At 64.9% G+C, this 23,856-nt stretch carries 24 protein-coding genes; 15 read left to right on the top strand and 9 right to left on the bottom strand.

From position 1 onward, the window contains the following. Positions 1-87 precede the first annotated feature (87 nt). From ACVIGB_RS27110 to ACVIGB_RS27100, 3 genes are all read right to left on the bottom strand, one after another. Positions 88-288 carry a hypothetical protein gene (locus tag ACVIGB_RS27110; RefSeq protein WP_173643771.1) on the bottom strand — a complete coding sequence of 67 codons (201 nt, stop codon included), beginning with the start codon at positions 286-288 and terminating at the stop codon, positions 88-90. Between the two features lie 119 nt (positions 289-407). Further along, positions 408-1,418, bottom strand: a complete 1,011-nt coding sequence (locus ACVIGB_RS27105) for an aldo/keto reductase (protein WP_456720317.1) — start codon at positions 1,416-1,418, stop codon at positions 408-410. A 123-nt stretch (positions 1,419-1,541) separates the two neighbouring features. Continuing rightward, a complete protein-coding gene (locus ACVIGB_RS27100; protein WP_456720318.1) occupies positions 1,542-1,967 on the bottom strand; it encodes a PaaI family thioesterase in 426 nt (141 codons plus the stop codon). A gap of 92 nt (positions 1,968-2,059) precedes the next feature. On the opposite strand from ACVIGB_RS27100, the gene ACVIGB_RS27095 reads away from it, so the two are divergent. After that, positions 2,060-2,689: an NUDIX hydrolase gene (locus tag ACVIGB_RS27095; protein ID WP_456720319.1), complete on the top strand. Its 630-nt coding sequence runs from the start codon at positions 2,060-2,062 to the stop codon at positions 2,687-2,689. Between the two features lie 15 nt (positions 2,690-2,704). On the opposite strand, the gene ACVIGB_RS27090 is transcribed toward ACVIGB_RS27095, so the two are convergent. Then, complete coding sequence (locus ACVIGB_RS27090) at positions 2,705-2,920, bottom strand: hypothetical protein (protein ID WP_456720320.1); 216 nt, start codon at positions 2,918-2,920, stop codon at positions 2,705-2,707. Positions 2,921-3,053: 133 nt separating this feature from the next. On the opposite strand from ACVIGB_RS27090, the gene ACVIGB_RS27085 reads away from it, so the two are divergent. Then, positions 3,054-4,250, top strand: a complete 1,197-nt coding sequence (locus tag ACVIGB_RS27085; RefSeq protein WP_456720321.1) for a hypothetical protein — start codon at positions 3,054-3,056, stop codon at positions 4,248-4,250. 118 nt (positions 4,251-4,368) lie between these two features. On the opposite strand, the gene ACVIGB_RS27080 is transcribed toward ACVIGB_RS27085, so the two are convergent. Continuing rightward, entirely contained in the window at positions 4,369-4,668 is a 300-nt protein-coding gene (locus ACVIGB_RS27080) for a hypothetical protein (RefSeq protein WP_456720322.1), read from the bottom strand. Between the two features lie 206 nt (positions 4,669-4,874). Here ACVIGB_RS27080 and ACVIGB_RS27075 point away from each other — a divergent pair, with 206 nt between their 5' ends. Then, the gene (locus tag ACVIGB_RS27075; RefSeq protein ID WP_456720323.1) at positions 4,875-5,354 is read left to right on the top strand and encodes a hypothetical protein; all 480 of its coding nucleotides are present in this window, start codon (positions 4,875-4,877) and stop codon (positions 5,352-5,354) included. Positions 5,355-5,373: 19 nt separating this feature from the next. Continuing rightward, positions 5,374-6,276 (top strand): HpcH/HpaI aldolase/citrate lyase family protein, encoded by a 903-nt coding sequence (locus ACVIGB_RS27070; protein WP_456720324.1) that lies wholly within the window; start codon positions 5,374-5,376, stop codon positions 6,274-6,276. 14 nt (positions 6,277-6,290) lie between these two features. Here the strand turns inward: ACVIGB_RS27070 and ACVIGB_RS27065 are convergent, their stop codons facing one another. Together ACVIGB_RS27065 and ACVIGB_RS27060 are read right to left on the bottom strand one after the other, a co-directional pair. After that, the gene (locus ACVIGB_RS27065) at positions 6,291-7,505 is read right to left on the bottom strand and encodes an EAL domain-containing response regulator (protein ID WP_212314141.1); all 1,215 of its coding nucleotides are present in this window, start codon (positions 7,503-7,505) and stop codon (positions 6,291-6,293) included. A gap of 350 nt (positions 7,506-7,855) precedes the next feature. Continuing rightward, on the bottom strand, positions 7,856-9,142 hold the full coding sequence (locus tag ACVIGB_RS27060) for an MFS transporter (RefSeq protein ID WP_456720325.1): 1,287 nt from the start codon (positions 9,140-9,142) through the stop codon (positions 7,856-7,858). A gap of 148 nt (positions 9,143-9,290) precedes the next feature. Here ACVIGB_RS27060 and ACVIGB_RS27055 point away from each other — a divergent pair, with 148 nt between their 5' ends. The 4 genes from ACVIGB_RS27055 (at position 9,291) to ACVIGB_RS27040 (ending at position 13,780) form a co-directional block, all read left to right on the top strand. Continuing rightward, the gene (locus ACVIGB_RS27055; RefSeq protein ID WP_456720326.1) at positions 9,291-10,238 is read left to right on the top strand and encodes a TAXI family TRAP transporter solute-binding subunit; all 948 of its coding nucleotides are present in this window, start codon (positions 9,291-9,293) and stop codon (positions 10,236-10,238) included. A gap of 155 nt (positions 10,239-10,393) precedes the next feature. Continuing rightward, the gene (locus tag ACVIGB_RS27050; RefSeq protein WP_456720327.1) at positions 10,394-12,502 is read left to right on the top strand and encodes a TRAP transporter permease; all 2,109 of its coding nucleotides are present in this window, start codon (positions 10,394-10,396) and stop codon (positions 12,500-12,502) included. Then, complete coding sequence (locus ACVIGB_RS27045) at positions 12,463-12,876, top strand: DUF1850 domain-containing protein (RefSeq protein WP_456720328.1); 414 nt, start codon at positions 12,463-12,465, stop codon at positions 12,874-12,876. The genes ACVIGB_RS27050 and ACVIGB_RS27045 overlap by 40 nt, the downstream gene beginning before the upstream one ends. Positions 12,877-12,973: 97 nt before the next feature. Next, positions 12,974-13,780, top strand: a complete 807-nt coding sequence (locus ACVIGB_RS27040; protein ID WP_456720329.1) for an SDR family NAD(P)-dependent oxidoreductase — start codon at positions 12,974-12,976, stop codon at positions 13,778-13,780. A 13-nt stretch (positions 13,781-13,793) separates the two neighbouring features. Here ACVIGB_RS27040 and ACVIGB_RS27035 read toward each other — a convergent pair whose 3' ends face one another. Continuing rightward, a complete protein-coding gene (locus ACVIGB_RS27035) occupies positions 13,794-15,338 on the bottom strand; it encodes a cation:proton antiporter (RefSeq protein ID WP_456720330.1) in 1,545 nt (514 codons plus the stop codon). Positions 15,339-15,489: 151 nt separating this feature from the next. On the opposite strand from ACVIGB_RS27035, the gene ACVIGB_RS27030 reads away from it, so the two are divergent. The 4 genes from ACVIGB_RS27030 to ACVIGB_RS27015 all read left to right on the top strand — a co-directional run bounded on the left by ACVIGB_RS27030 (position 15,490) and on the right by ACVIGB_RS27015 (position 20,207). Next, positions 15,490-16,272: a hypothetical protein gene (locus ACVIGB_RS27030; RefSeq protein WP_456720331.1), complete on the top strand. Its 783-nt coding sequence runs from the start codon at positions 15,490-15,492 to the stop codon at positions 16,270-16,272. Between the two features lie 111 nt (positions 16,273-16,383). Then, positions 16,384-18,291, top strand: coding sequence for a propionyl-CoA synthetase (locus ACVIGB_RS27025; protein WP_456720332.1), 1,908 nt, complete (start codon positions 16,384-16,386; stop codon positions 18,289-18,291). Between the two features lie 325 nt (positions 18,292-18,616). Further along, positions 18,617-18,889 carry a hypothetical protein gene (locus ACVIGB_RS27020; RefSeq protein WP_194458312.1) on the top strand — a complete coding sequence of 91 codons (273 nt, stop codon included), beginning with the start codon at positions 18,617-18,619 and terminating at the stop codon, positions 18,887-18,889. A gap of 202 nt (positions 18,890-19,091) precedes the next feature. After that, positions 19,092-20,207, top strand: a complete 1,116-nt coding sequence (locus ACVIGB_RS27015; RefSeq protein WP_456720333.1) for an acyltransferase family protein — start codon at positions 19,092-19,094, stop codon at positions 20,205-20,207. Between the two features lie 119 nt (positions 20,208-20,326). Here ACVIGB_RS27015 and ACVIGB_RS27010 read toward each other — a convergent pair whose 3' ends face one another. After that, positions 20,327-21,022 (bottom strand): DUF1013 domain-containing protein, encoded by a 696-nt coding sequence (locus ACVIGB_RS27010; protein WP_050405544.1) that lies wholly within the window; start codon positions 21,020-21,022, stop codon positions 20,327-20,329. Between the two features lie 229 nt (positions 21,023-21,251). Here ACVIGB_RS27010 and ispH point away from each other — a divergent pair, with 229 nt between their 5' ends. The 3 genes from ispH to rnhA are packed head-to-tail and all read left to right on the top strand — an operon-like array spanning position 21,252 to position 23,718. Further along, complete coding sequence (gene ispH / locus ACVIGB_RS27005) at positions 21,252-22,283, top strand: 4-hydroxy-3-methylbut-2-enyl diphosphate reductase (protein ID WP_456749240.1); 1,032 nt, start codon at positions 21,252-21,254, stop codon at positions 22,281-22,283. Between the two features lie 5 nt (positions 22,284-22,288). Then, positions 22,289-23,269, top strand: a complete 981-nt coding sequence (locus ACVIGB_RS27000) for a homoserine kinase (RefSeq protein WP_456720335.1) — start codon at positions 22,289-22,291, stop codon at positions 23,267-23,269. After that, a complete protein-coding gene (gene rnhA / locus ACVIGB_RS26995; protein ID WP_171947839.1) occupies positions 23,257-23,718 on the top strand; it encodes a ribonuclease HI in 462 nt (153 codons plus the stop codon). The genes ACVIGB_RS27000 and rnhA overlap by 13 nt, the downstream gene beginning before the upstream one ends. Positions 23,719-23,856 lie beyond the last annotated feature (138 nt).

Genomic DNA, 23,856 nt, shown 5'->3' with positions numbered 1-23,856 from the left:
GCAATCAGGGACAGGGCGGCGCTGCGGCGCCGCCCTGTTTCATTTCGGGGATGCAATTGGGAGACGAAAGGCTTTCCGCAGCTTTGCTCAGTCGTGCAGCTTCATGTCCCGGATCATCTCCTCGAACTCCGCCTGCGTCGGAATCGCCGGCGGCGATTGCGCCGCGCTGCTCGTCACGATGGGAGCATCGCACTGCGAGGCCCCGCGCGAAGGCTCGAAGATCGCGGTCAGGCTCGCCCAGCACACCAGGAGAGCCACGATCCAGTCCAGTACATTGGATGCCGTCATTGCAGCACCAGCATCAGCATTTCCATGCGCCGATGGTGCAGCCTGTGTGGCGCTTGCGCAATTCGGAAGCTACGAAACGTGACTTCGGCGTAGCCGAGGGGAGTGCCGAAGGCTGGACGCTATCCGGTCCGCGCGCGGCGTCCCTCGATCGGATAGGCGGGATCGTTGAAGCCCGGCGTCGAGGGATGGCCGGCGACGACGAGGCGGTCGATCAGGGCTTCGTCCTCGGCGGTGAAGCGATAATCGAGCGCGCGGATGTAGTCGTCCCATTGCGCTTCGGTGCGCGGGCCTGCAATGACCGCGCTGACGAACGACGAGTTCAGCACCCAGGACACCGCGAACTGCCCGGCGGTGATGCCACGGCTCTCGGCATGGCGCTTGATCTCCTGCGCGAGCTGCAGCGATTCCGGCCGCCACTCGGTCTGCATCATGCGCTTGTCGTTGCGGCCGGCGCGGGTGTCGGCAGGCGGCGCGGCGTCGGGTGCGTATTTGCCGGTCAGCACGCCGCGCGCCAGCGGGCTATAGGGCACGATGCCGAGGCCGTAATAGGCGCAGGCCGGGAAATGCTCGACCTCCGGCATCCGGTTCATCGCATTGTAATAGGGCTGGCTCGCGACGGGACGGTCGATGCCGAGCCGGTCGCAGATGTTGCAGATCTCGGCGACGCGCCAGGCACGGTAGTTGGAGACACCGAAATAGCGCGCCTTGCCAGCGCGGATCAGGTCGCCCATCGCGCGCACCGTCTCGTCGAGCGGCGTCGTGTGGTCTTCCTTGTGCAGGTAGTAGACGTCGATGTAGTCGGTGCCGAGCCGCTTCAGGCTTTCGTCTGCGGCCTGGAACACCCACCGCCGCGACAGCCCGCCATGGTTCGGATCGTCGCCGATCGGATTGGCGAGCTTGGTCGCGAGCACCCAGTTCGAACGGCTGTTCGAGATCGCGCGTCCCACGACCTCCTCGGACTTGCCGCCATTATAGGCGTCGGCGCTGTCGATGAAATTGATGCCGGCCTCGCGCGCCTTCGCCGCGATCCGCGACGAGGTCGCCTCATCGGTCGGTCCGCCGAACATCATGGTGCCGAGGCAGATCGGCGAGACCTTCAGGCCGCTGCGGCCAAGCTGGCGATAATGCATCGGGCACTCCCTCCGGTGTCGTTCCGGCATGGTCCGAAGGACCAGACCCGGAATCTCGAGGTTCCACAATACGCAATTGCGTATTGGGGTTCGATGCTCCGCATCGCCCCGGAACGACGATGGTCAACTCTCGTTCTTCAGAACCTTGAACACGCCATTGGCCATCGCGATGCAGCGCTTGTCGGCGGTCACCTCGGCCGTGATGAAGATCAGGCTGCGGGTCGAGCGCACCACGCGCGGACGCGTCGTCAGGATCTCGCCGATCTTGCCAGCCTCGACGAAATGAGTGTCGAGCTGCACCGTCGCAAGCGTCGGCTTCCCCGAGACGAAGCGCGCGGCCATGCCGCAGGCGCGGTCGGCAAAGGTCATGATCACGCCGCCCTGCACCAGGCCGCGGCGATTGTGGTGCTTGTCCTCGGTAATCAGCGCGAGCTCGAGCGCGCCGTCCTTCAATCGCTCCCACAACGGGCCGATCAGCGTCAGGAAACCCGTGGTGTCGGCGATCTTCCAGCCGTCGGATTTGAGTTTGTCCGCGGCCTTGGCCGTCATGAGGAGGGATCCCTTGCTTGCAAATGATTGATCGCAGGAGGCATGTCGTTCCGCTCATTTCATCAAACGCTGTTGTGTTGTAGTCAAGCTCCATGGCCCGCACATTTGACGATGCCACCCGGCGGAATATCGCAGAGCTCTGCGCCGCGTTCGCGCGGCTCGCGCCGGCCGATGCCGCGCCGACGCTGAAGCGGGCGGCGGTCGCGATCGCGCTGACTGAAGGTGATGACGGCAGCAGCACGGCCTTCCTGCTGACCCGCCGCAGCGCGCGGCTGCGCGCCCACAGCGCGCAATGGGCGCTGCCGGGTGGACGCTGCGATGCCGGCGAGACACAGCCCCAGGCCGCGCTGCGCGAGCTGCACGAGGAGCTTGGGCTGGCGCTTGGCCCGCGCGACGTGCTCGGCATGCTCGACGACTATCCGACGCGGTCCGGCTATCTGATCACACCTGTCGTGGTCTGGGCCGGTGCGCATGCGGCGATCACGCCGAACCCGGACGAGGTCGCTTCCGTTCATCGCATTGGCCTTGATGCGATCGAGCTCGACGAAGCGTTCACCTTCGTCACGATCCCCGAGAGCGCGCGGCGCGTGATCCGCTTCCGGCTCGGTGGTCAGCAGATCCATGCGCCGACCGCCGCGCTGATCTATCAGTTCCGTGAGGTGCTCGCCGGCCGCAACACCCGCGTCGCCGATCTCGAGCAGCCGGTGTTTGCATGGAAGTAGGCCACAACGATGCGGCTATTTGTGACGCCGCTTGCGGGCGTTCATCTTCATTGCCTTGCCTTGCGCAACAGGCGAATGCGCTGCGGTCGCGGGTTCCGGCGGCGCCCGCGACACATTCTCGTAACAAGAGAACCGTGAGCGCGTATCCGGAAACGACCCGCAATCCGGACGCTCGGCGTGCGCAGGTGTGGCGAGCGTCAGCGCGGCGGCGAGCCAGAGTGCCATTCTCATCGCAATCTCCACAGCGTTTCACCGGAGAACACCGCATTGTGGCGAAAATTCTGGACCTGATCGCGGCATCCGGCCGCTTGCGCTTCGGACATTTCCGGGCTGACTTCGCGGTGGCGCTTGCTACAACGAGGCCATGCGCCCGCAATTGATTCGCCTGTGTCCTGGACTTGTCGTGCTCGCGCTCGCCGCCAGCGCGCCGTCCGTACTGGCCGGCGAGGCCGATGCGTTGCCGCCGTCCGTCGCCAATGCGATGGCGCAGGCCTCGCCGCAGGCGATCATGGAATATCGCCGCAAGCTGGAGGAATATCAGGCGGCGCGCGATGCCTTCGAGCAGGACGCCAGCGCCTATTGGAGCGCGATCGCGGACAAGCGGCGCGGCCGCAACGCCAAGCGCCGCGACCGCGTACAGATTTCGCTGGACGATTACGTGCTGCAACAGCCGCCGGTCTATGAGGGCCCGAAGCGGCCGGTCAACCCGGCGCCGGAAGAAGAGGGCGGCAAGCCGCCGCGTCCGCCCAAAACCATTCCCGTGGTCTCGGATCTCGTCAGGGCGGCGGCCGAACAATTCCAGTTCACGCCGCAGCGCCCGACGAGCGAGGTGGAGTTCAAGCGCGCCTATGCCCGCTACGCGCGCGCGGCGGGACTGACGCCGGAGCAGGCGGTGCGGGTCTATTCGTTCGAAACCGGGGGCACCGGCAATTACGACGTGCAGGCGGGCATCGAGCATGGCGGCAAGCGCGCCATCTCCACCGCGATGGGCTACAACCAGCTGCTCACCACCAACACCGTCGAGCTCTTGGCCGAGCAGGGCCATGAATTCGTGCGGGATCTGACCGCGCGGGTGGCGGCGACGCAGGGCCCGGCGCGCAAGGCCATGGAGCACAAGCTCGCGGTGCTGAAGAAGATGGTTGCGTTCACGCGGACCGTGCCCGACGACTGGTCGGCGCATCAGCGCCTGGCCGATACACCGCAGGGCTGGGCGTGTCACGCCATGGTGCTCGATATCGATATCGGCCCGATGCTGCAGACCCACAAGCTGCTGACCTCGGTGATCTTCGCGCGCAACAAGGGCTACACAAGACCGCTGTCCGCGGCCGAGCTCGAGATGATGAACCTGACCGGCGACGGCACCGGGCTCGACATGGTGACCATGCCGCAGGCGATGCGCGAGCAGGTGCCGACCACGAATTTCTTCCAGCGCTCCGGCTACGAACGCAATCCGGTCGCGATCCGTCACAACACCGTGGCCAAGCTGCTCGCCATCACCAACGAACGGATGGATTCCAACAGCAACAAGCCCGGCGCGAGGGAATTGGCCGCGGCGTTCTGAGGTCTGCCGAAGACGTCAGAGCATTGTCGGTTCTGATTGAATCAGAACCGAATCTCTAGACCCTTCTCTCGACGCGTTTTCTTTACGCGAACCGGCGTCCACTTCGCTCGAAAACGCTCTAATTCGAGCCGAACATGAACTTGCCGTTGCCCTCGAGATAGGGCCCGGAGCGCATGTAGAGTTGGCCGTTGTGGCCGATGAAGAACAGCGTCCCCTTCGGCACTTTCTTGGCTCCCTTCAGCAGTGTATTGGCATTGCTGGTCCCCATCTTGTAGGCCCAGGTCTTGCCGTCCTTGTCATAGGCATAGCCCATGTCGGTCTTCAGCTCCCAGGGCGCAGCCTCCTGCGCGAATGCGCATGTCGTCAGCGCGGCAAGCGCCGCAGTCGCAATAAAGGTCTTGGTCAGAAAAAGCGTCATGATCCACCTCCGGCCGAGAATAACGGCGTCGTCCCCACGTTTTTGAACAAATCACGAACGGCATTTGCGCGTCAATACGACAATCGGCGCGACCGCTATCGTCCATCAGCGACTTTGTGATTTCCCGCATCAAGCTTGGCGACTATCTTCGCGTTACCGTTTACAAACGCTTCGATTGCCGGAAACACTACCTGGGGATGATCGGGATGAACCACGTCATGAAGATCGGTATCGGTGTCGCTCTGTCGTTCATGGCGCTGGCGTCAGTCGCGCAGGCGGACGAGTTCAAGCTCTCCAACAACCAGCGGATCTCCTGCAGCCGCGGCCTGTCGGCCGGCAAGCTCAACACGTCGACCTGCAAGTCCTACGCCTATCTGTTCAACGCCAAGACCTCCGAATACTTCCGTTGCCAGGTCTCGCTGGCGCTGACGCGGGACAACAAGGAGGTCATCAACGTGCAGGCCGACGGCGGCTGCACCAAGAAGCCGCGCATCTTCGAGACCGACGGCAATTACACGTTCGACGCCACCGAGACCGAGCCGCCGAACACCAATTCGTTCTTCGGTCCGGGCGGCTATGCGATCTGGGCGAGCGACGCCAACACCCAGAAGATCCGCGGCTGCATCACCATCTCGTCCGGCCTCGGCTCCGACATCTCGAAATGCCTCGACATGACGTTTCAGTGACGGCTGTGCGGGCCGCGTGATGCGCAAGCCGCGCCCGGCCCCGCTGTGCCGCTCCTGGCTGTTTCTAGAAGGCGCCAATGAGGCGGTCCTGCAAGGCGCGGCCGCCAGCGGCGCCGACGTGCTGATCCACGAGCTCGAGGACTTCACCCCGCCGCCGCTGCGCCCGAAGGCGCGGGCGCTGGCCGCTGAGCTCTACGCGGCCTGGCGCGACCAGGGCGCGGTGGTCGCGGTCCGCGTCAATCCGTTGGACCAGGACGGCATGGACGATCTTGCCGCCGTGATGCGCGGCCATCCTGACATCGTCGCGCTGCCGAAGGTCGCCGAGCCGCAGCATGTCGCGAGACTCGACGAGGCGGTGACACGGTTCGAGCGCGACTATGGCATCGCCGAAGGATCAACGTCGCTGTTGCCGAACATCGAGTTCGCGCGCGGCCTGGTGCAGACCGGCGCGATCGCGGCGGCGAGCCGGCGCACCATCGGTTGTCTGATGGCCGCCGAAGACCTCGCCGCCGATCTTGGCGCCGAGCGCGGCAGCGACGGTCTGGAGCTCGCTTACGCGCGGCAACGCTTCATCGTCGAATGTCGCGCCGCCAATGTCGTCGCGGTCGATTGTCCCTATACCTGGAGCGCCGCTGCGGGCGTCGAACGCGACACGATCTGGGCGCGACGGCTGGGTTACAGCGCAAAGAGCCTGGTCGATCGAGCACACGCCGCCATCGTCAACGGCGTGCTCACGCCGAGCGAGGATGAGTTGCGCCAGGCGGCCAGGATCGTGGCTGCCTTCGAAGCGGCGCGGGCACAGGGCCTTGGGCGCGTCGAACTTGACGGCTCGCTGCTGGAAGTCCCGACCTATTCCAACGCAAAGCGCCTGATCGCGCGCGGCGAGGCGCTGCGCGCGATCGATCGCAACGCTCAAGCCTGACCGGAGGCCATGCCTCAGGACGCCGGCTGTTTCTCCGAGAAGTGCATGCGCGAGCGGGCGAACTTCTTGACGCCCATCGGCTTGCCGAAAAGGTAGCCCTGGACCTGATCGAAATCCATCTCGTGCGCGGCAAGAAAGTCCGCGCGCGTCTCGACCCCCTGCGCAATAACCTGCGCGCCGGCGTCGTGTGCGAGCTCGACGATACGCCGGCACACCGTCTGCTTCAGGCGCTGATCTGCGCAACCGGTGACGTATTGATGGTCGACCTTCAGCTGGACGAACGGAAAGTTAGGCAATCCCAGCAGGGATGGCCAGTTCGCGCCGACATTGTCGATCGAGATGCCGATATTGTGCAGGCGAACGCGCCGGGCGACATCGATCGCCAAATCGAGATTGTCGACCACCTCGGCGCTGTCGATCTCGATCAGCAGGCCGGCGAAGGCGGCATGATCCGGAATCCGGTAACAAAGCTCGCGCACCGCAGCATCGTCGGCGAGAAACGAGATTGGCAGGTTGATCGAGAGATCGACCGGTCCGATCTGTTCGAGCAGATAGCGCCAGTCTTCGATGGCGCGCGCGATCACGAACTCGGACAGCGCATGAAAATGAGGATCGCTTTCATCGGGGATGAAGTAGGCAGGCGGCACGACGCCCCATGCGGGATGGCGCATCCGGATCAGCGCCTCGGCGCCGCTCGGAACCAATGTCCGGAGATGAATTTTCTGCTGATACCACAGCTCGAGCCAGCCGGCCTTCAGCGCTTCGGGCACATCCACTGCCGGGCTCGGTGCGGGCTCGAGCGGCATCAATGACGCAAGACTGTCACGAAGGGTTCCGGCGCTGAACGGGGTGGAGAGGGCCGGCAGCATGGCGATGCCGTACTCATCGCCGATCTGCCGAACCGCTTTCACGATGATGGAGTCCGGCTGGCCGATGACGAGGACCTTGCCGCCGTAGTCCTTTCTCACCAAAGTCTCGAGAATTTTACTGACTTCGATGCCGTCCACGGACACGCCGAGCACCAGAAGATCGGGCCGTTCCGCGTCCAGCACGGTGTCGAGTTCCAAAGCCTGGCCGCATTCACTGGTGATGAAGCCGAGGTCTTCCAGCGCCTCTGCGAGGAAGGTCCGAAGGTGTTTTTTGCTGTCCGCAATGCATGCGCGTGGGGTCAGCTTGCGATGTCCGAACCAGCCGGCTCGCGTTTGTCCGATGTGACTGATGTGGTTCATGCCCCGCCTTATCCGTAATTACCCCGGCCTGACTCGTACATCCATGAGCGGTGGCAATCATGGAAATTTCTGGTTCATACATTGATTGGCTCGCTAACCTTAAAGGACTCAATTCGACTCAAATGATCGCGGAATCGCCGCGTCTTGCCGCGGTTACAGGCGCAACAAATGCGTCATCTGGCGTTCATGAGAGCAATTGTGTCTGACTTTGCACCGCACCGGAAATATTGCGCGCGTGTGTCATCGCGAGACGACGTTAATGACTGTGGTGTCCGGTCGATGCAGAAGCGGAATTGCACCATTGTCGGACATCAAATCGAGTTGCCGCCGAGCACCAACGGCGAATCAGATCATCCGTTCTGCGATGCCAATGCAGTCCTGCGTGCTGTCGTCGTTGCCGTTCGCAACGTCTCCGGCATCAACGCGCAGTAGCCGATCAGCCCAGAACAGGCGACGGCCGCAAGGAACAGGAAGGCGGCGCTGTAGCCGGCGTGGACGATGATGAGCCCGGCGACCGCCGTGCTCAGCGCGCCGCCGATGCCGGTCGCAGTGGCGATCGCGCCCTGGCTGATGTTGAAATGTCCGGTACCGTGCGTGAGATCGGCGACGACGAGCGGGAACAGCGCGCCGAAGATCCCGGCGCCGATGCCGTCGAGCAATTGCACCGACACCAGCCAGTACGGGTTGTCCGACAACGGATAGAGCGCGCCGCGAACAGCCAGCACTGCGAGCGCCACGGCAAAGATCGGCTTGCGGCCCCAGACGTCGGCCTTGCGTCCGACCAGCATCGCGACCGGCACCATCACCAGCTGCGCCGCGATGATGCAGACCGACATCAGCGATGTTCCGAGGTTGCGGTTGACCAGTGCGAGCTTCTGTCCGACCAGCGGCAGCATCGCGGCATTGGCAAAATGAAAGATCACGGTCGCGGCCGCGAAGATCAGCAGCGGCTTGCAGGTCAGCAGCACGCGAAAGCCGGATGGCCGGTCATGCAGCGTGCCGTGCTCCTCCGCGATATCGTCGAGCCCGCGCGCGACCTGGTGATCGATGGCGGCGGCTGGGATCGAGAGCGTCGCGGCGATGCTGGCGAGCGCCATTGCCGCGAGCAGCCAGAATACGACGACGGGACCGAACCAGTAGGCGGTGCCGCCGGCGATCGCCGCAGCCACCGCGTTGCCGGCATGATTGAAGGCCTCGTTGCGGCCGGTCCGCGCCGCGAATGCCCTGGGGCCGACAATGCCGAGCGTCACCGCGGCGATCGCCGGCGCGAACACCGAGCCCGATGCGGCCGCAAGCGCCTGCGTCGCGGCGACCAGCGCGAACCGGTCGAGCAGCGGCAGCAGCAGGCAGGCGGCGGTCACGGCGAGCGCGGCTGCGATCATCAACGCGCGCTTGGCGCGGCTGCGGTCGATCAGGGCGCCGGCCGGTGTCTGGGCGACGATCCCGGCGATCGCCGCGATCGACATCACCGACCCGATCGAGGCCTCGTCCCACCTCCGTTCGGTCAGAAGGTAGATCGCCAGATAAGGGCCGAGCCCGTCCCGCACGTCGGCGAGGAAGAAGTTCAACGCGTCAAGCGCGCGCTCAACGGGGGTCCCGGACGGCTGCAAGTGATACCTCGCGGCGAGATTGCGCATCTCAACCCGGCGGGGCGCGCAGAGTTCCCGTGCAGGTAAAGTGGTGCTGCTATCAGGGATTTTCGGCCCTGCATGCGTCATTTGGATGGGTTGACCCGGCAGGGGCGTGCGGCCAATTTCCGGCCCGGCTTAGGGGAGAATAATACTCATGTATTCAAGGTTGATGGCTGCCGCGATCGTGGCCGCCAGTGTTTTGTCCGCGCCTGTCGCACAGGCCCAGCAGTTCATTAACGTGCTCACCGGCGGCACCTCGGGCGTCTACTATCCGCTCGGCGTCGCGATCGGGAAGATCTACGGCGACAAGATCCCCGATGTGAAGACCCAGGTGCAAGCGACCAAGGCCTCAGTCGAGAACCTGGTGCTGCTGCAGCAGGGCAGAGGCGAGATCGCCTTCACGCTCGGCGATTCGCTGAAGGCCGCCTGGGAAGGCGACACCGAGGCCGGCTTCAAGACCAAGCTCGACAAGCTCCGCACCATTGGCGCGATCTATCCGAACTACATCCAGATCGTCGCCACCGCCGAAAGCGGGATCAAGACGCTCGCCGATCTCAAGGGCAAGAGCCTGTCGGTCGGCGCGCCGAAGTCCGGCACCGAGCTCAACTCGCGCGCGATCCTCGCGGCCGCCGGCATGAGCTACAAGGATCTCGGCAAGGTCGAGTATCTGCCGTTCGCCGAATCGGTCGACCTGATGAAGAACCGCCAGCTCAACGCCACGCTGCAGTCCGCCGGCCTCGGCGTCGCCTCGCTGAAGGACCTCTCGACCTCGAGCGACATCACCGTGGTGGCCGTGCCGAAGGAGACCGTCGAAAAGATCGGCCCGCCTTTCGTTTCCGTGATCATTCCGGCCAACACCTATACCGGCCAGGACAAGGACGTGCCGACCGCGGCGGTCGTGAACTACCTCGTCACCTCGAGCGCGGTGTCGGACGATCTCGCCTATCAGATGACCAAGCTGGTCTACGAATCGCTGCCGGAACTCGCCAATGCCCACGCCGCGGGCAAGGAGATCAAGCTGGCGGCCGCTGCGATCGGCAGCCCGGTGCCGCTGCATCCCGGCGCGATCCGCTATTACAAGGAAAAGGGTCTTATCAAGTAGGGCCAGCTACGTTTCGAGGTGTCATGGCCGGGCTCGACCCGGCCATCCATCTTTCCAAAGACGTTGATTTTTCGATGGATGCGCGGGTCAGGCCCGCGCATGACGATTTGGCCAAGGTGCTATAAGCGTCGCGGGCACGGCGGGGGACTAATCATATGCAGCAGCAGGTTGCGGGCGAGCAGCCCATAAAGGTTGAATTCGACAATTTCGAGCACGGCTTTCCGGAAGGCTTCGGTCCGGGCGCCTGGGGGCATCTGGCCTACGCCATCGGTCTCGCGTTTGCGGTGTTCCAGCTCTATGTCGCGGCCTTCAATTATCTGCCGAGCCAGGTGGTGCGCGGCGTCCATGTCGGTTTTCTGATCCTGCTGACCTTCGGCTTGATCGGCAATTTCACCGCCAAAACTGACTTCGGCCGCGCGGTGAGCTGGATCGTCGGCGCCGCCGGTTTCCTCTGCGGGCTCTATCAGTGGATCTTCTATGCCGACCTGATCGCCCGCGACGGCGATCCGACCAACATGGACCTTGCAGTCGGCACGCTGCTCGCGATCCTGATCTTCGAGGGCACGCGGCGGCTGATGGGAGCGGCGCTGCCGCTGATGTGCGGCGCCTGTCTGCTCTACTGGTTCTTCGGACAATATCTGCCGTCGCCGTTCAATCATCGCGGCTATGACTTCGACCAGATCGTCACTCATCTCTCGTTCGGCACCGAAGGCTTCTACGGCGTGCCGATCTATGTTTCGGCGACCTACATCTTCCTGTTCATCCTGTTCGGCTCGTTCCTGGAACGCGCGGGGATGATCCAGCTGTTCACCGACGTCTCGCTCGGCCTGTTCGGCCGCACCCGCGGCGGGCCGGCCAAGGTCGCGGTGTTCGCCTCGGGCATGATGGGCACGATCTCAGGCTCCGGCGTCGCCAACGTCGTCACCGTCGGCCAGTTCACGATTCCTTTGATGATCAAGTTCGGCTACCGCCGCGCGTTCGCCGCCGGTGTCGAGGCCACCGCCTCGATGGGCGGCCAGATCATGCCACCGGTGATGGGCGCGGTCGCCTTCATCATGGCCGAGACGCTCGGCGTTCCCTATTCGGAGATCGTCAAGGCCGCCGTGATTCCGGCGATCCTTTACTTCGCCTCGGCGTTCTGGATGGTGCATCTGGAAGCCGGCAAGCATGGCCTTGTCGGCATGAAGCGCTCGGAGATCCCGAGCGCCTGGAAGGCGCTAGTGGCGCGCTGGTATCTCGTCTTGCCGCTCGCGGCGCTGGTCTACATGCTGTTCGAGGGTTTTACGCCGCTCTATGCCGGCAGCATGGGGCTCGCGTTGACGGTCGCGCTGATCCTCGGCGCCAGCATCACGCTCGGCTTCTCCAATACCGTCGTGCGCTACATCTTCTGGATCGGCCTTGCGCTGGTGGTTGCCGCGGTGTCGCGCCACGGGCTCGAGATCGTTCCGGTGGCCAGCGTCGTCGCAGGATTGATCGTGATTGCGGCGATCACCCGCGGTGGCCGCGCCACGCTCCGAGCCTGCCGTGACTCGCTTGCCGACAGCGCCAAATCGGCGCTGACCGTCGGCATGGCCTGCGCCATCGTCGGCACCATCATCGGCATGATGACACAGACCGGCGTCGGCACCATCTTCGGCAGCTGGATCATCGGGCTCGGCGCCAAGAGCCTGTTCCTGGCGCTGATCATGACCATGCTGCTGTCGATCCTGCTCGGCACCGGCATCCCGACGATCCCGACTTACATCATCACCGCGGCGCTTGCCGCGCCCGCGCTCGCCAAGCTCGGCGTGCCGCTGATCGCAAGCCACATGTTCGCGTTCTACTACGGCATCATGGCCGACCTCTCGCCGCCGGTGGCGCTCGCGGCACTGGCGGCGGCGCCGATCGCCAAGGAGAACCCGGACAAGATCGGCTGGGAGGCGATGCGGATCGCGCTTGCCGGCTACGTCATTCCCTTCATCTTCGTCTATTCGCCGGCGCTGATGCTGCAGGCCGGCGATCCGATGGCCGCCCAGCTCGGCTTCTACGGCGCGGTGGCGCTGGCGACTTTCAAGGCGCTGGTGGCGATCGCCCTGTTCGGCATCGTCGCGATCGGCTTCCTGTTTACGCGGCTGACCTTGATCGAGATCGTGGTCGCCTTCGGCGCCGCGCTCTGCCTGCTCGGCGATTTCCAGTTCTCGGATACGGCGGGCTTCACGCTCGCCGCCGCGGTCGTGCTGTGGCAATGGCGGCAGCGTCCGCGCGACGCGGTGGCGGCGGCTTGAGCCTCTGCCTTGCATCCGCCGGTGTCGTGAAGACGCTGTCGATCGCAGCCTTCACGCTGGCCTGGACGCATTCGATCGAGAAGACCGCCTGGCAGGAAGACTGGCAAGTCACGCCGGCCGGGCTCACGCTGCAGCAGGCGCGCATCAAAGGCACTGGCGCAGGCATGGAGCCGCCGCCGGAAGCGCGCCTCGTCGATGGCTGGTTTCAATGGTCGCCAGCGCCGGTGCCCAGGCCCGAGGTCGTGCTCGGCAATTCCGGCGCGGCGGGCGAATGGCACCTGTGCCATGCGGGAAGCTGCCAGACGCTATCGGAGATTTTCGGACATCCGATCGGTGCTAATGTCACGATGATGAGTGTTTGCCGAGATCCGTAGCTCGCATGAGCGCAGCGATATGCGGGGACACCGCCCCCGGATATCGCTGCGCTCATCCGGGCTACGATCGTCACAACAACAAACGGGAGAACAAACGATGGATCGGCTCAAGGGCAAGGTTGCGATGGTGGTCGGGGCGGGCTCGATCGGACCCGGCTGGGGCAATGGCAAGGCGACCGCCGTCACCTTCGCGCGCGAGGGCGCCAGCCTGTTTTGCGTCGATCGCAACGGCGCCGCGGCCGAGGAGACGGTCAAGATCATCACCAGCGAGGGCGGCAAGGCGACCGCATTCACCGCCGATGTCTCGCGCGCCAGCGAGGTCGAGGCGATGGTCGCGGCCTGCCTGAAGGCCTATGGTCGCATCGACGTGCTCGACAACAATGTCGGCATCGCCGAGGTCGGCAGCGTGGTGGAAGTGGCGGAAGCCGAGTGGGACCGCGTCTTCGCGGTCAACCTCAAGAGCGCCTATTTCTCGATGAAGCACGTCATTCCCGTCATGATCAAGCAGGGCGGCGGCTCGATCATCAACATCTCCTCGATCGCCTCGATCCGCCATGTCGGCATTTCCTATGTCAGCTACAACGCGAGCAAGGCGGCGATGAACCAGATGACGCGCTCGACCGCGGTCGAGTTTGCCTCCAAGCATGTGCGGGTCAACGCGATCTTGCCCGGATTGATGAAGACGCCGATGGTCGAACATTCCGCGGGGCTGGCGCAGAGTTACGCCAAGGGCGATGTGGAGGCGATGTGGCGCGCGCGCGACGCGCAGGTGCCGATGGGGCACATGGGCGACGCCTGGGACGTCGCCAATGCCGCGCTGTTCCTTGCGTCGGACGAATCGAAATATGTCACCGGCATCGAGCTGGTGGTCGACGGCGGCATCACCTCGAAATCGGGCGCCTGAGGAGCTAGGGGTATCACGCCTCGACGCTGAGCTCGGCCCGGTCGAGCTCCTCCTCGACGAGGTGGAACGCGTCGTCGCCGATGGTCTCGGTGCGCCGCAGATTGAGCAGCGCCTGACGCGCGGCCGCGATGGCGCGGCGGCGTATCGGATCCGACGGCAGCTCGCGCGAGGTCAGGCCGCCGTCCGGGTCATTTTCGGCGCGCAGCAGCACGGCGCGGTATTCCAGCCGGAGGATCTCGGCTTCTTCCGACGGGTCGGCGTCGATCTCCTCGAGCGCTGCGCGAAAGACCACGCCGCGGGCATGGGCCGCCTCGCGCCCGACCGGATCGTCGTCATCGAAATTGAGCGCCAGGATCAGCGGCCGCAAGGTCAGGCCCTGGATCACGAGCGAGCCCAGCACCACGGCAAACGCCGTCAGCAGGATCAGGTCGCGATATGGAAAATACTCGGGCAGCGCAAACGCGGCCGCCAGCGTGACGATGCCGCGCATGCCGCACCACGATACGATGAAGCCGCGCTTCAGGGTCGGAACGGCCTCCACCACATGGACGGGCAGCCAATTGCGCGCTTTCAGCAGGCGCAGCAGGGCGCCGTAGGGCATCACCCAGAGGATGCGGGCGAGGATCACGACGGCGAGGATCGCGGCGGCAAAGCTGCAATATTTCCACCGCACCTCGTCGTCGAGCTCGGACCAGATCGGGCGCAATTGCAGGCCGATCAGCATGAAGGCGAGCACGTTGAGCACGAAGACGACGGTTTCCCACACCGTATAGGACGACACGCGCAGCCGCGCCGAGGTGCGGGCCGGCGCGGTGCGGGCGATGGTGATCGCATAGGCGATGATGGTGAGGATACCGGACAGGCCGAGGTGCTCGGCGACGATCCACACCATGAAGGTGCCGCCGAATTGCGTGATGATCGCGCTCGGCGCCTCGGTGATGCGGCGGGTGATCATCATCCAGACCCGCGCGAACAGGTAGCCAGCGGCGAGGCTGCCGACCAGCGCGACCGTAATCGATGGTACGAACTCGCGGATCTTCATGTGCTCGGCGGCGACCAGGCCGACCGCGACGCGATAGATCAACAGCGAAGTGGCATCGTTGAGCAGGCTTTCGCCCTCGAGGATTTTCTGGATCCGGTAGGGTAGGTTGACCTGGCGCAGGATCGCGGTAGCCGCGGCCGCGTCCGGTGGCGCCACGATGGCACCGAGCGCGATTGCGACCGGCCAGGGCATGTCCGGGCGCAACCAGTGCGCGACCACCGCGACCGCGGCCGTCGTGACGCCGACCGCGACCACCACCAGCGTCGAGACCGGCAGCCAGTTGTTGCGGAGATCGCGCAGCGAGGTGTCGTAGGCGGCATCGAGCAGCACTGGTGCTACGAACAGCGCCAGCGCCAGTTTCGGTTCCAGGGCCCAGGTCGGCGCCCATGGCAGCAGGGTCAGCAGCACGCCGCCGAGCGCAAGAAAGGTCGGGTAAGGCACCTTGATCCGCCGCGCCAGCGCCGACAGCGCCACCGCCGCAAGCAGCAGGCCGATGATCCATTCGAATGTCAGCACGCGAACCCCCAACCAAGTACGGCTCCAAGTGCAGCCGATCGTCGCAATTGACGTATAATCCAGCGTGTGGTTTTGCGGCAAATGGCGCGCTGCCGGACATCGGAGGTCGGTGGTGCGGGCGCGGGAGAGGGATGCCTTGTCGGCGATCGGGATGCGACGCAACTCTGCAAATCGGGCCATCAATCTGGTTCTGGCGCTGCTGTGCGTTGGCCTGTCGGGCGCGCTGACATCGGGCGTTGCGCGCGCGGCCGGCAGCGAGCCCGGCAAGGATGTGCAGGCCGATGCCGGACCCTGCATCGCTGCCGCTGCGGCAACGGATGACGACAAGACCATCGATGCCTGCGGCGCGCTGATCGACAATGAGAAGGCGGTCAAGCCGGATCGAATCAAGGCGCTGCTGGCGCGCGCGAGCGCCTATGACCGCAAGCAGATGATCGATCGCGCGATCGCAGATTACGATACCGTGCTCCGGCTCGATCCATCGCTTGCCGACGCTCACAATGCGCGCGGCGAGCTGTGGCGCCGCAAGGGCGACCGGCCGAAGGCGATCATGGATTTCGGCGCCGCCGTCAAGCTCAACCCCGATCACGCCGCCGCCAAGGCCAACTACAAATCGTTGTCGCTGGAGCTCGAGCGGATCGGCGCCATGATGGCGGTCGCGGGCAAGCCGAGCTTCGATTGCCGCAAGGCGCGCCGGCCGGTGGAGAAGGCGATCTGCGCCAGTCCCGCGCTTGCCGATCTCGATCGCGAGATCGTCGCATCGACCTTCCGCACGGTGCGTGAGGCGCAGGATCCGCGCCAGGCGCGCGAGCTGCAGCGCGAGCAGGACCAGTTCATCGCCCGCCGCAACGCGGAATTCGGCAAGCCGGACTATGACCTGCAAAAGGCGATGCGCGAGCGGCTGCAGCGGATCAACGGGGTCGACGGCTATTAGCCGAGCTTCGCCTCAACCGGCCGAAGGTCGCGGTCGTTTCGGCTTGAAACCGCGCCGCTTCCCGTGACAATGGTCGGCAAATGACGCGCGACGGCGCGAGGGAGAAACGCGATGAACATCCAGCAGAGCCGGTATCACGAGGTGTATGCCCGCTCGCTTCGAGACCCTGAGGGCTTTTGGGCGGAAGCGGCGCGCGAGATCGACTGGATCGAGCCGGCCAAGAAGGTCTACGATCCATCGATGGGCGCCTATGGACGCTGGTTCGCCGGCGCCGTGGTCAACACCTGCTACAACGCGCTGGATCGCCACGTCGCCGGCGGCCGCGCCGGCCAGGTCGCGCTGATCCACGATTCCCCGCTCACCAACACCATCACCAAATTCACCTATTCCGAGCTTCTGGCGGAGGTGCAGACGCTGGCCGCGGTCATGCAGGATTTCGGCGTGGCCAAGGGCGATCGCGTCATCCTCTATATGCCGATGGTGCCGGAGGCCGTCGTCGCGATGCTCGCCTGCGCGCGGATCGGCGCGGTGCACAGCGTGGTGTTCGGCGGCTTCGCGGCCAAGGAGCTTGCGACCCGCATCGACGACGCCAAGCCGAAGTTGATCTTCTCGGCGAGCTGCGGCATCGAGCCCGGGCGCATCGTGCAGTACAAGCCGCTGCTCGACGAAGCGATCCGCCTCGCCGGCACCAAGCCCGACACCTGCATCATCCTGCAACGGCCACAGCAGGCCTGCGAGCTCATCGCGGGCCGCGACCATGACTGGGCGACATTGCGCCGCGCGGCGTTCGACGCCGGCAAGGCCGCGCCCTGCGTGCCGGTCGCCGCGACCGATCCGCTCTACATCCTCTACACCTCGGGCACGACCGGAATCCCGAAGGGCGTGGTGCGCGACAATGGCGGGCATCTGGTGGCGCTGAAATGGTCGATGCACAATCTCTACGGCGTGAAGCCCGGCGAGATCTGGTGGTGCGGCTCCGACATCGGCTGGGTGGTCGGCCACTCCTACATCGTCTATGGCCCACTGATCCACGGCGCGACCACGATCATGTATGAGGGCAAGCCGGTCGGCACGCCGGATGCCGGTGCGTTCTGGCGCGTGATCAGCGAGCACAAGGCGGTTGCCTTCTTCACCGCGCCGACCGCATTCCGTGCGATCAAGAAGGAAGACCCCGAGGGCAAGCTGCTGAGGAGCTACGACCTCTCGCGCTTCCGCACGCTGTTTCTCGCCGGCGAGCGCGCCGATCCGCCGACGGTGGAATGGGCGGAGCAGCAGTTGAAGGTGCCGGTCATCGATCACTGGTGGCAGACCGAGACCGGCTGGTGCATTGCCGGCAATCCGGTGGGGCTCGGCCAACTGCCGGTCAAGCACGGCTCGCCGACCGTGCCGATGCCGGGCTATCAGGTCGACATCGTCGACGAGGCGGCGAAGCCGGTCCCCGCGGGCACCATGGGCTCGATCGTGATCAAGCTGCCGATGCCGCCGGCCTGCCTGCCGACGCTGTGGCAGCAGGACGATCGCTTCAGGGACGCCTATCTCACGGAATTCCCCGGCTACTACAAGACCTCGGATGCCGGCTACAAGGATGCGGACGGCTATGTCTGGGTGATGGGCCGCACCGACGACATCATCAATGTCGCCGGCCACCGGCTCTCCACCGGCGGCATGGAGGAGATCCTCGCCTCGCATCCCGACGTCGCCGAATGCGCCGTGCTCGGCGTCAAGGATGCGATCAAGGGCGAGGTGCCCTGCGGCTTCCTGGTGCTGAAGGCGGGCGTCACCAAGGCGCCGGATCAGGTCGAGAAGGAGGTCGTGGCGCTCGTGCGCGAGAAGCTCGGGCCGGTCGCGGCGTTCAAGCTCGCGATCACGGTGGCGCGGCTGCCGAAGACCCGCTCCGGCAAGATCCTGCGCGGCACCATCAAGAAGATCGCCGACGGCGAACCCTGGACCATGCCGGCGACGATCGAGGACCCCAAGGTGCTCGACGAAATCGGCGAGGCGCTGAAGGGCAAGGCGTAAGACCGTCGTCAGAGCTTTGCATGCACTTGAGAGAGCGCGCCCTGTGGCGCCCTCTCCCCAACCCTCCCCCACAAAAGGGGGGAGGGAGCCTGACCATTGTGCTCACCTGACGTGCAGCAGCCACCAGCAGAAGGGTTCCCTCTCCCCTTGCGGGAGAGGGCTAGGGAGAGGGGTGGCCCCGGGCGAGATCCATCAATGCGCGCATCATCGCGCAATCGGGCCTTGTCTGATCGAAACCCATCGGAAGCAAAATGGCCTTGATTTTGATGGATTGCCGGGTCATCCCGGCCTTCCCTGTCATGTGCCACGAGATACGGACCACCGGATGCGATCCATTTCCGCGCGCGCGCCTCTCGCTCTGCTGCTCGCACTGCCGCTGCTGGCAGGCTGTCTCGAGCGCGGCCGGTCGCCGATTGCGGAGAGCATGGGCGACGACGATCAGTACTGCCAGGCTGGCGGCAAGGTGGCGGTCGGCTCGCCCGAATATGTCGCATGCCGCAAGGATCGCGACGTCCAGCGCCAGAACGCCGAGGCCCGCACCGATCGGCGGCAGCGCGATCTCGGCGAATACATGATGAACAATCCGGACCGTCACTAGGGCCCCGGTCCGATGAATCGGAACGGGGCCCTAGATTCTTGCTTTGACGCGTTTTCTTCACGCGAACCGGTATCCACTTCGCTCGAAAACGCTCTAGGCGCCATGGTTACCGCCCGTCCGGTGAGGTATGCGTGGACGGCCGCCGGGCCGAATTCCGGCAAGATATCGGCGCGCCGCGTGCGATCACGAGCGGCTGTTTTGGATGAGACCAGGCCCTGTGCTTGTGGAAGGCGAGCCCGCGTTGCAGCGTGACAGGATCGGAGAGCTCGACGGGCTGCGCGCGATCGCACTGCTGATCGTCGTCATCTGGCACTATTTCGGCGCGCCGGACGGTCCGCAGGGCTTGCCGTGGAAGCTGCTGCATGTCGGCCGCTTCGGCGTCGACCTGTTCTTCATTCTGTCCGGCTATCTCATCACGGATATTCTGCTGCGCCACCGCGCGGCCGAACGATATTACTCGGCCTTCTACGGCAGGCGTGCGTTTCGCATCTGGCCGCTCTACTACCTGATGTGCGGTTGCGCAGCGATCGGTTGGTATTTTTCGTTAAGCCCTGATCTGTTCGACACCAGGGGCGTGCCCGGCTGGTTGTACCTGTTCGGCTTGCAGAACTTCGGCATGGCCAAGGCGCAGACCGACGGCGCGTTCTGGCTGGCCGTAACCTGGTCGCTCGCGATCGAGGAGCAGTTTTATCTGCTGTTTCCGTTGCTGGTCCGGAACATTCCGTCCGAGCGGCTGTTCGCGATCCTGCTCGTGCCGATCCTGATCTGCCCGATCGGGCGCCTGATCGATAGCGCGCTGCCGGACGCTTACGGCTGGTACGTGCTGCCGCAATTCAGGATCGATTCGCTTGCGATCGGCGCGCTGATCGCCTGGTGGCGCCTCTATCGCAAGCCGGATGCCGAGGTCTCCAGACGCGTCGCCGCCATCCTCAAATGGTCGAGTATTTCGCTTCCCCTGCTGTGGCTGTTCGGGTGGAAGCGCTGGTCGGTGGCGTTCTCGCACACGCAGGTCGAGATCTTCTTCGGTTCTCTGCTGTTCGTCGTTCTGGAAAATCGCGGCTCGCCAAAACTCGCGCTGCTGCGCAGTTCGGTCGCGACCTTCTTCGCCAGGACGTCCTACGCGGCGTATCTCACCCACCACGTCATCGTGTACCTGCTGTTCGCCGTGCTGCATCAACCGAGGACAGTCGAGAGCCTCGCCGGCCTCTCGCTGACCTTCGGCGCGCTCGCGCTGACGTTCGGGCTGTGTGCCCTGAGTTATCGCTATTTCGAACGTCCGCTGCTCGATTTCGCCCACCGGCGCTTCTCGTTCGGGTAAGCGAAAGCGGGCCACCGGCGCGCCGCTTGCAGGATCAAGGCTACGCGTGCCCCAAACAAAAACGCGGCGGGTTGCCCGCCGCGCTTTGTATTCCGGTCTTCGCGAAACGCAGCCGGCGCTTACTCTTCGTCGTCGGCCTTCTTGCCGCCGATCGTCTTCAGCTTGGCGAACACGGCATCGACATTGAGATCGTCGTGCCGCTCGATCGGCTGATCGTCCAGCTCGTCCTTGCGCGTGGTCTCGGAGGCCGGCAGCAGCGTGGCGCCGCCGTAAACGGTCGTGGTCGGCTTTTCCTTAGCGGCGCGCTGCACCTCGAAATCGAGCTCGATCTGCGAGCACAGGCCGAGCGTCACCGGGTCCATCGGGGTCAGGGTCGAGGCGTTCCAGTGGGTGCGGTCGCGCACGCTGGCGATCGTAGTCTTCGTGGTGCCGACCAGCCGCATGATCTGGGCGTCCTTCAGCTCGGGGTGGTTGCGCACCAGCCAGAGGATCGCGCTCGGCCGCTCGTGGCGGCGCGACACCGGGGTGTAGCGCGGGCCCTTCTTCTTGGCGGCGGTCGGCAGCACCACCTTGCTCTCCTGGAGCCTGAGACGGTAATTCTGGTCCCGCTCGCCGCGCTCGATCTCCTCGCGGGTCAGCTGGCCGTTGGAAATCGGGTCCATGCCCTTGATGCCCTGGGCGGCGTCGCCGTCGGCGATGGCGCGCACCTCCAGGGGGTGCATTTTGGTGAAATCGGCCACCTGATCGAACGTCAGGGCGGTATTATCGACCAACCACACGGCAGTCGCCTTCGGCATCAGCGGTGCGTTGCTCATGGCAAATCTCCTTTGTGCTTCGCCCACCTCTGTAGAGGCGAAGCTGGTAGTCATCGGCGATGACGGGAATTATAGGGCCTATATAAGCCCTCCGGGGGGAATGGCGCAATGGGCCAGCAAAATCGCCTTGACAGCGCCCGAAAGCAGTCCCAAGTCCTTATCCTAACTGGCCGTTCCCCGCCCGCCGGCGAGGGGTGATTCGGTCCCGAGATTGCCCCGAGACAGCCTGATGTCAGCGAAAAAACCCGATCTTAGAATCGTGCTTTGTTCCCCCCGCGGCTTTTGCGCCGGGGTGGTCCGCGCCATCGATACGGTCGAACGCGCGCTCACCATTTATGGTGCGCCGGTCTATGTCCGGCACGAAATCGTCCATAACAAGTACGTGGTCGACAGCCTGAAGACCAAAGGCGCCATTTTCGTCGAGGAATTGGCCGAAATCCCCGACGATACCAATGCGCCGGTGGTATTTTCGGCCCACGGTGTTCCCAAGTCGGTTCCGGCCGATACCAATGCGCCGGTGGTATTTTCGGCCCACGGTGTTCCCAAGTCGGTTCCGGCCGAGGCCAAATCCCGCAATTTCTTCTCGCTGGACGCGACCTGCCCGCTGGTGACCAAGGTCCACCGCGAGGCGGCGATCCATTTCAAGCGCGGCCGCGAGATCCTGCTGATCGGGCATTCCCATCACCCCGAGGTGGTCGGCACCCTGGGCCAGCTCCCGGTCGGCGCCGTGACCCTGATCGAGACCGCCGAGGACGCAAAGACCTTCGTCCCGAAGGACCCCAACAATCTCGCCTTCGTGACCCAGACCACGCTGTCGATCGACGACACCGCGGAGATCGTGGCGCTGCTCAAGCAGCGCTTCCCGAACGTCAACGGTCCGCACAAGGAAGACATCTGCTACGCCACCACCAACCGCCAGCTGGCGGTCAAGAAGGTGGCGCCGGTGGTCGATGCCCTGATCGTGGTCGGCGCGCCGAACTCGTCGAACTCGCAGCGCCTGCGCGAGGTTGCCGAGCGTGAGGGCTGTCCCATTGCCGTGCTCGCCCAGCGCGCCAGCGATCTCGACTGGAGCCGCTTCGAAGGCATCACGAGCCTCGGCATCACCGCGGGCGCCTCGGCGCCGGAGGTGATCGTCGAGGAGATCATGGGCGCCTTCGCTGAGCGTTACGAACTGCACGTGGAGACGGTCTCGGCCGCGGAAGAGAACGAGTTCTTCCCGCTGCCGCGCTCGCTGCGGCCCGACGCTGCCGCCGCGGAATAGACCATATGGCGGTTTACACCGACGTTGCCGCCGAAGACCTCGCGGAATTCCTCAAGAGCTACGACATCGGCGAATTGCTCTCCTACAAGGGCATCGCCGAGGGCGTCGAGAATTCGAACTTCCTGCTGCACACCAGCCAGGGCGCCTACATCCTCACGCTCTATGAGAAGCGCGTGGCGGAGGACGACCTGCCGTATTTCCTGTCGCTGATGGCGCATCTCGCCGAGCGCGGGGTGTCGTGCCCGCAGCCGGCGCGCAACCGCAAGGGCGAGGTCTACAGCCGGCTCGCCGGCCGGCCGGCGGCGATCATCAACTTCCTCGAAGGCATGTGGCCGCGGCGGCCGAGCGTGGCGCATTGCTCCGGCGTCGGCGCGGCGCTGGCGAAAATGCATCTGGCCGGCCGCGACTTTCCGCTGGTCCGCAACAATCCGCTGTCGGTCTCCGGCTGGCGGCCGCTGTTCGATCTCGCCGCGGCGCGGGCCGACAGCGTGCAGCCCGGATTGCACGACTTCATCGCGCGCGAGCTCGATCATCTCGAGGCCGCGTGGCCGGCGGACCTTCCGGTCGGCGTGATCCATGCCGACCTGTTTCCCGACAACGTCTTCTTCCTCGGCGACAAGGTCTCGGGCCTGATCGACTTTCCGTTCGCCTGCAACGACATCCTGGCCTACGACGTCGCGATCTGCCTCAACGCCTGGTGCTTCGAGCCGGATCATTCCTTCAACGTCACCAAGGCGCGCGCGCTGCTCAATGCCTATAACCGCGAGCGGCAATTGTCGGCGGCAGAAGAGGCCGCGCTGCCGCTGCTCGCGCGCGGCGCCGCGCTCCGTTTCCTGCTGACGCGCCTGGTCGATTTCCTCAACGTGCCCGCGGGTGCGCTGGTGCAGCCGAAGGACCCGCTGGAATACGTCCGCAAGCTGCGCTTCCACCAGAACGTCGCTGCGATCAACGACTACGGCATCACGCCGGCAGGATGCGTGGCGTGAGCGACAAGCCGCATGTGATTGTCTTTACCGATGGTGCCTGCTCCGGAAACCCCGGACCGGGCGGTTGGGGCGCGATCCTCAGGTTCGGCGACGTCGAGAAGGAATTGAAGGGCGGCGAGGCGCACACCACCAACAACCGCATGGAGCTGATGGCGGCGATCTCGGCGCTGGAAGCCCTGAAGAAGCCCTGCGTGGTCGACCTCACCACCGACAGCCAGTATGTCCGTCAGGGCATCACCGGATGGATTCACGGCTGGAAGCGCAATGGCTGGCGCACGGCCGACAAGAAGCCGGTGAAGAATGTCGAGCTGTGGCAGCGTCTCGACGCCGCGCTGAAGCCGCACGAGGTGCGCTGGCACTGGATCAAGGGCCATGCCGGCCACGCCGAGAACGAACGCGCCGACGAGCTGGCGCGCGAAGGCGTGGCGATGGCAAGGTTGAAGGGGTAGGCGCACGGTCGCGCCGCATACCGGCTGCGTAGGATGGGTAGAGCGAAGCGAAGCCCATCATCTCAATACATGGCACGAAGGCGATGGGTTTCGCTGCGCTCTACCCATCCTACGGATCAGCCTTCCGGCTATAGCCAT

The organism is Bradyrhizobium sp. USDA 4341, assembly GCF_054063755.1.
This window is presented reverse-complemented; position numbering and strand designations above follow the sequence as displayed.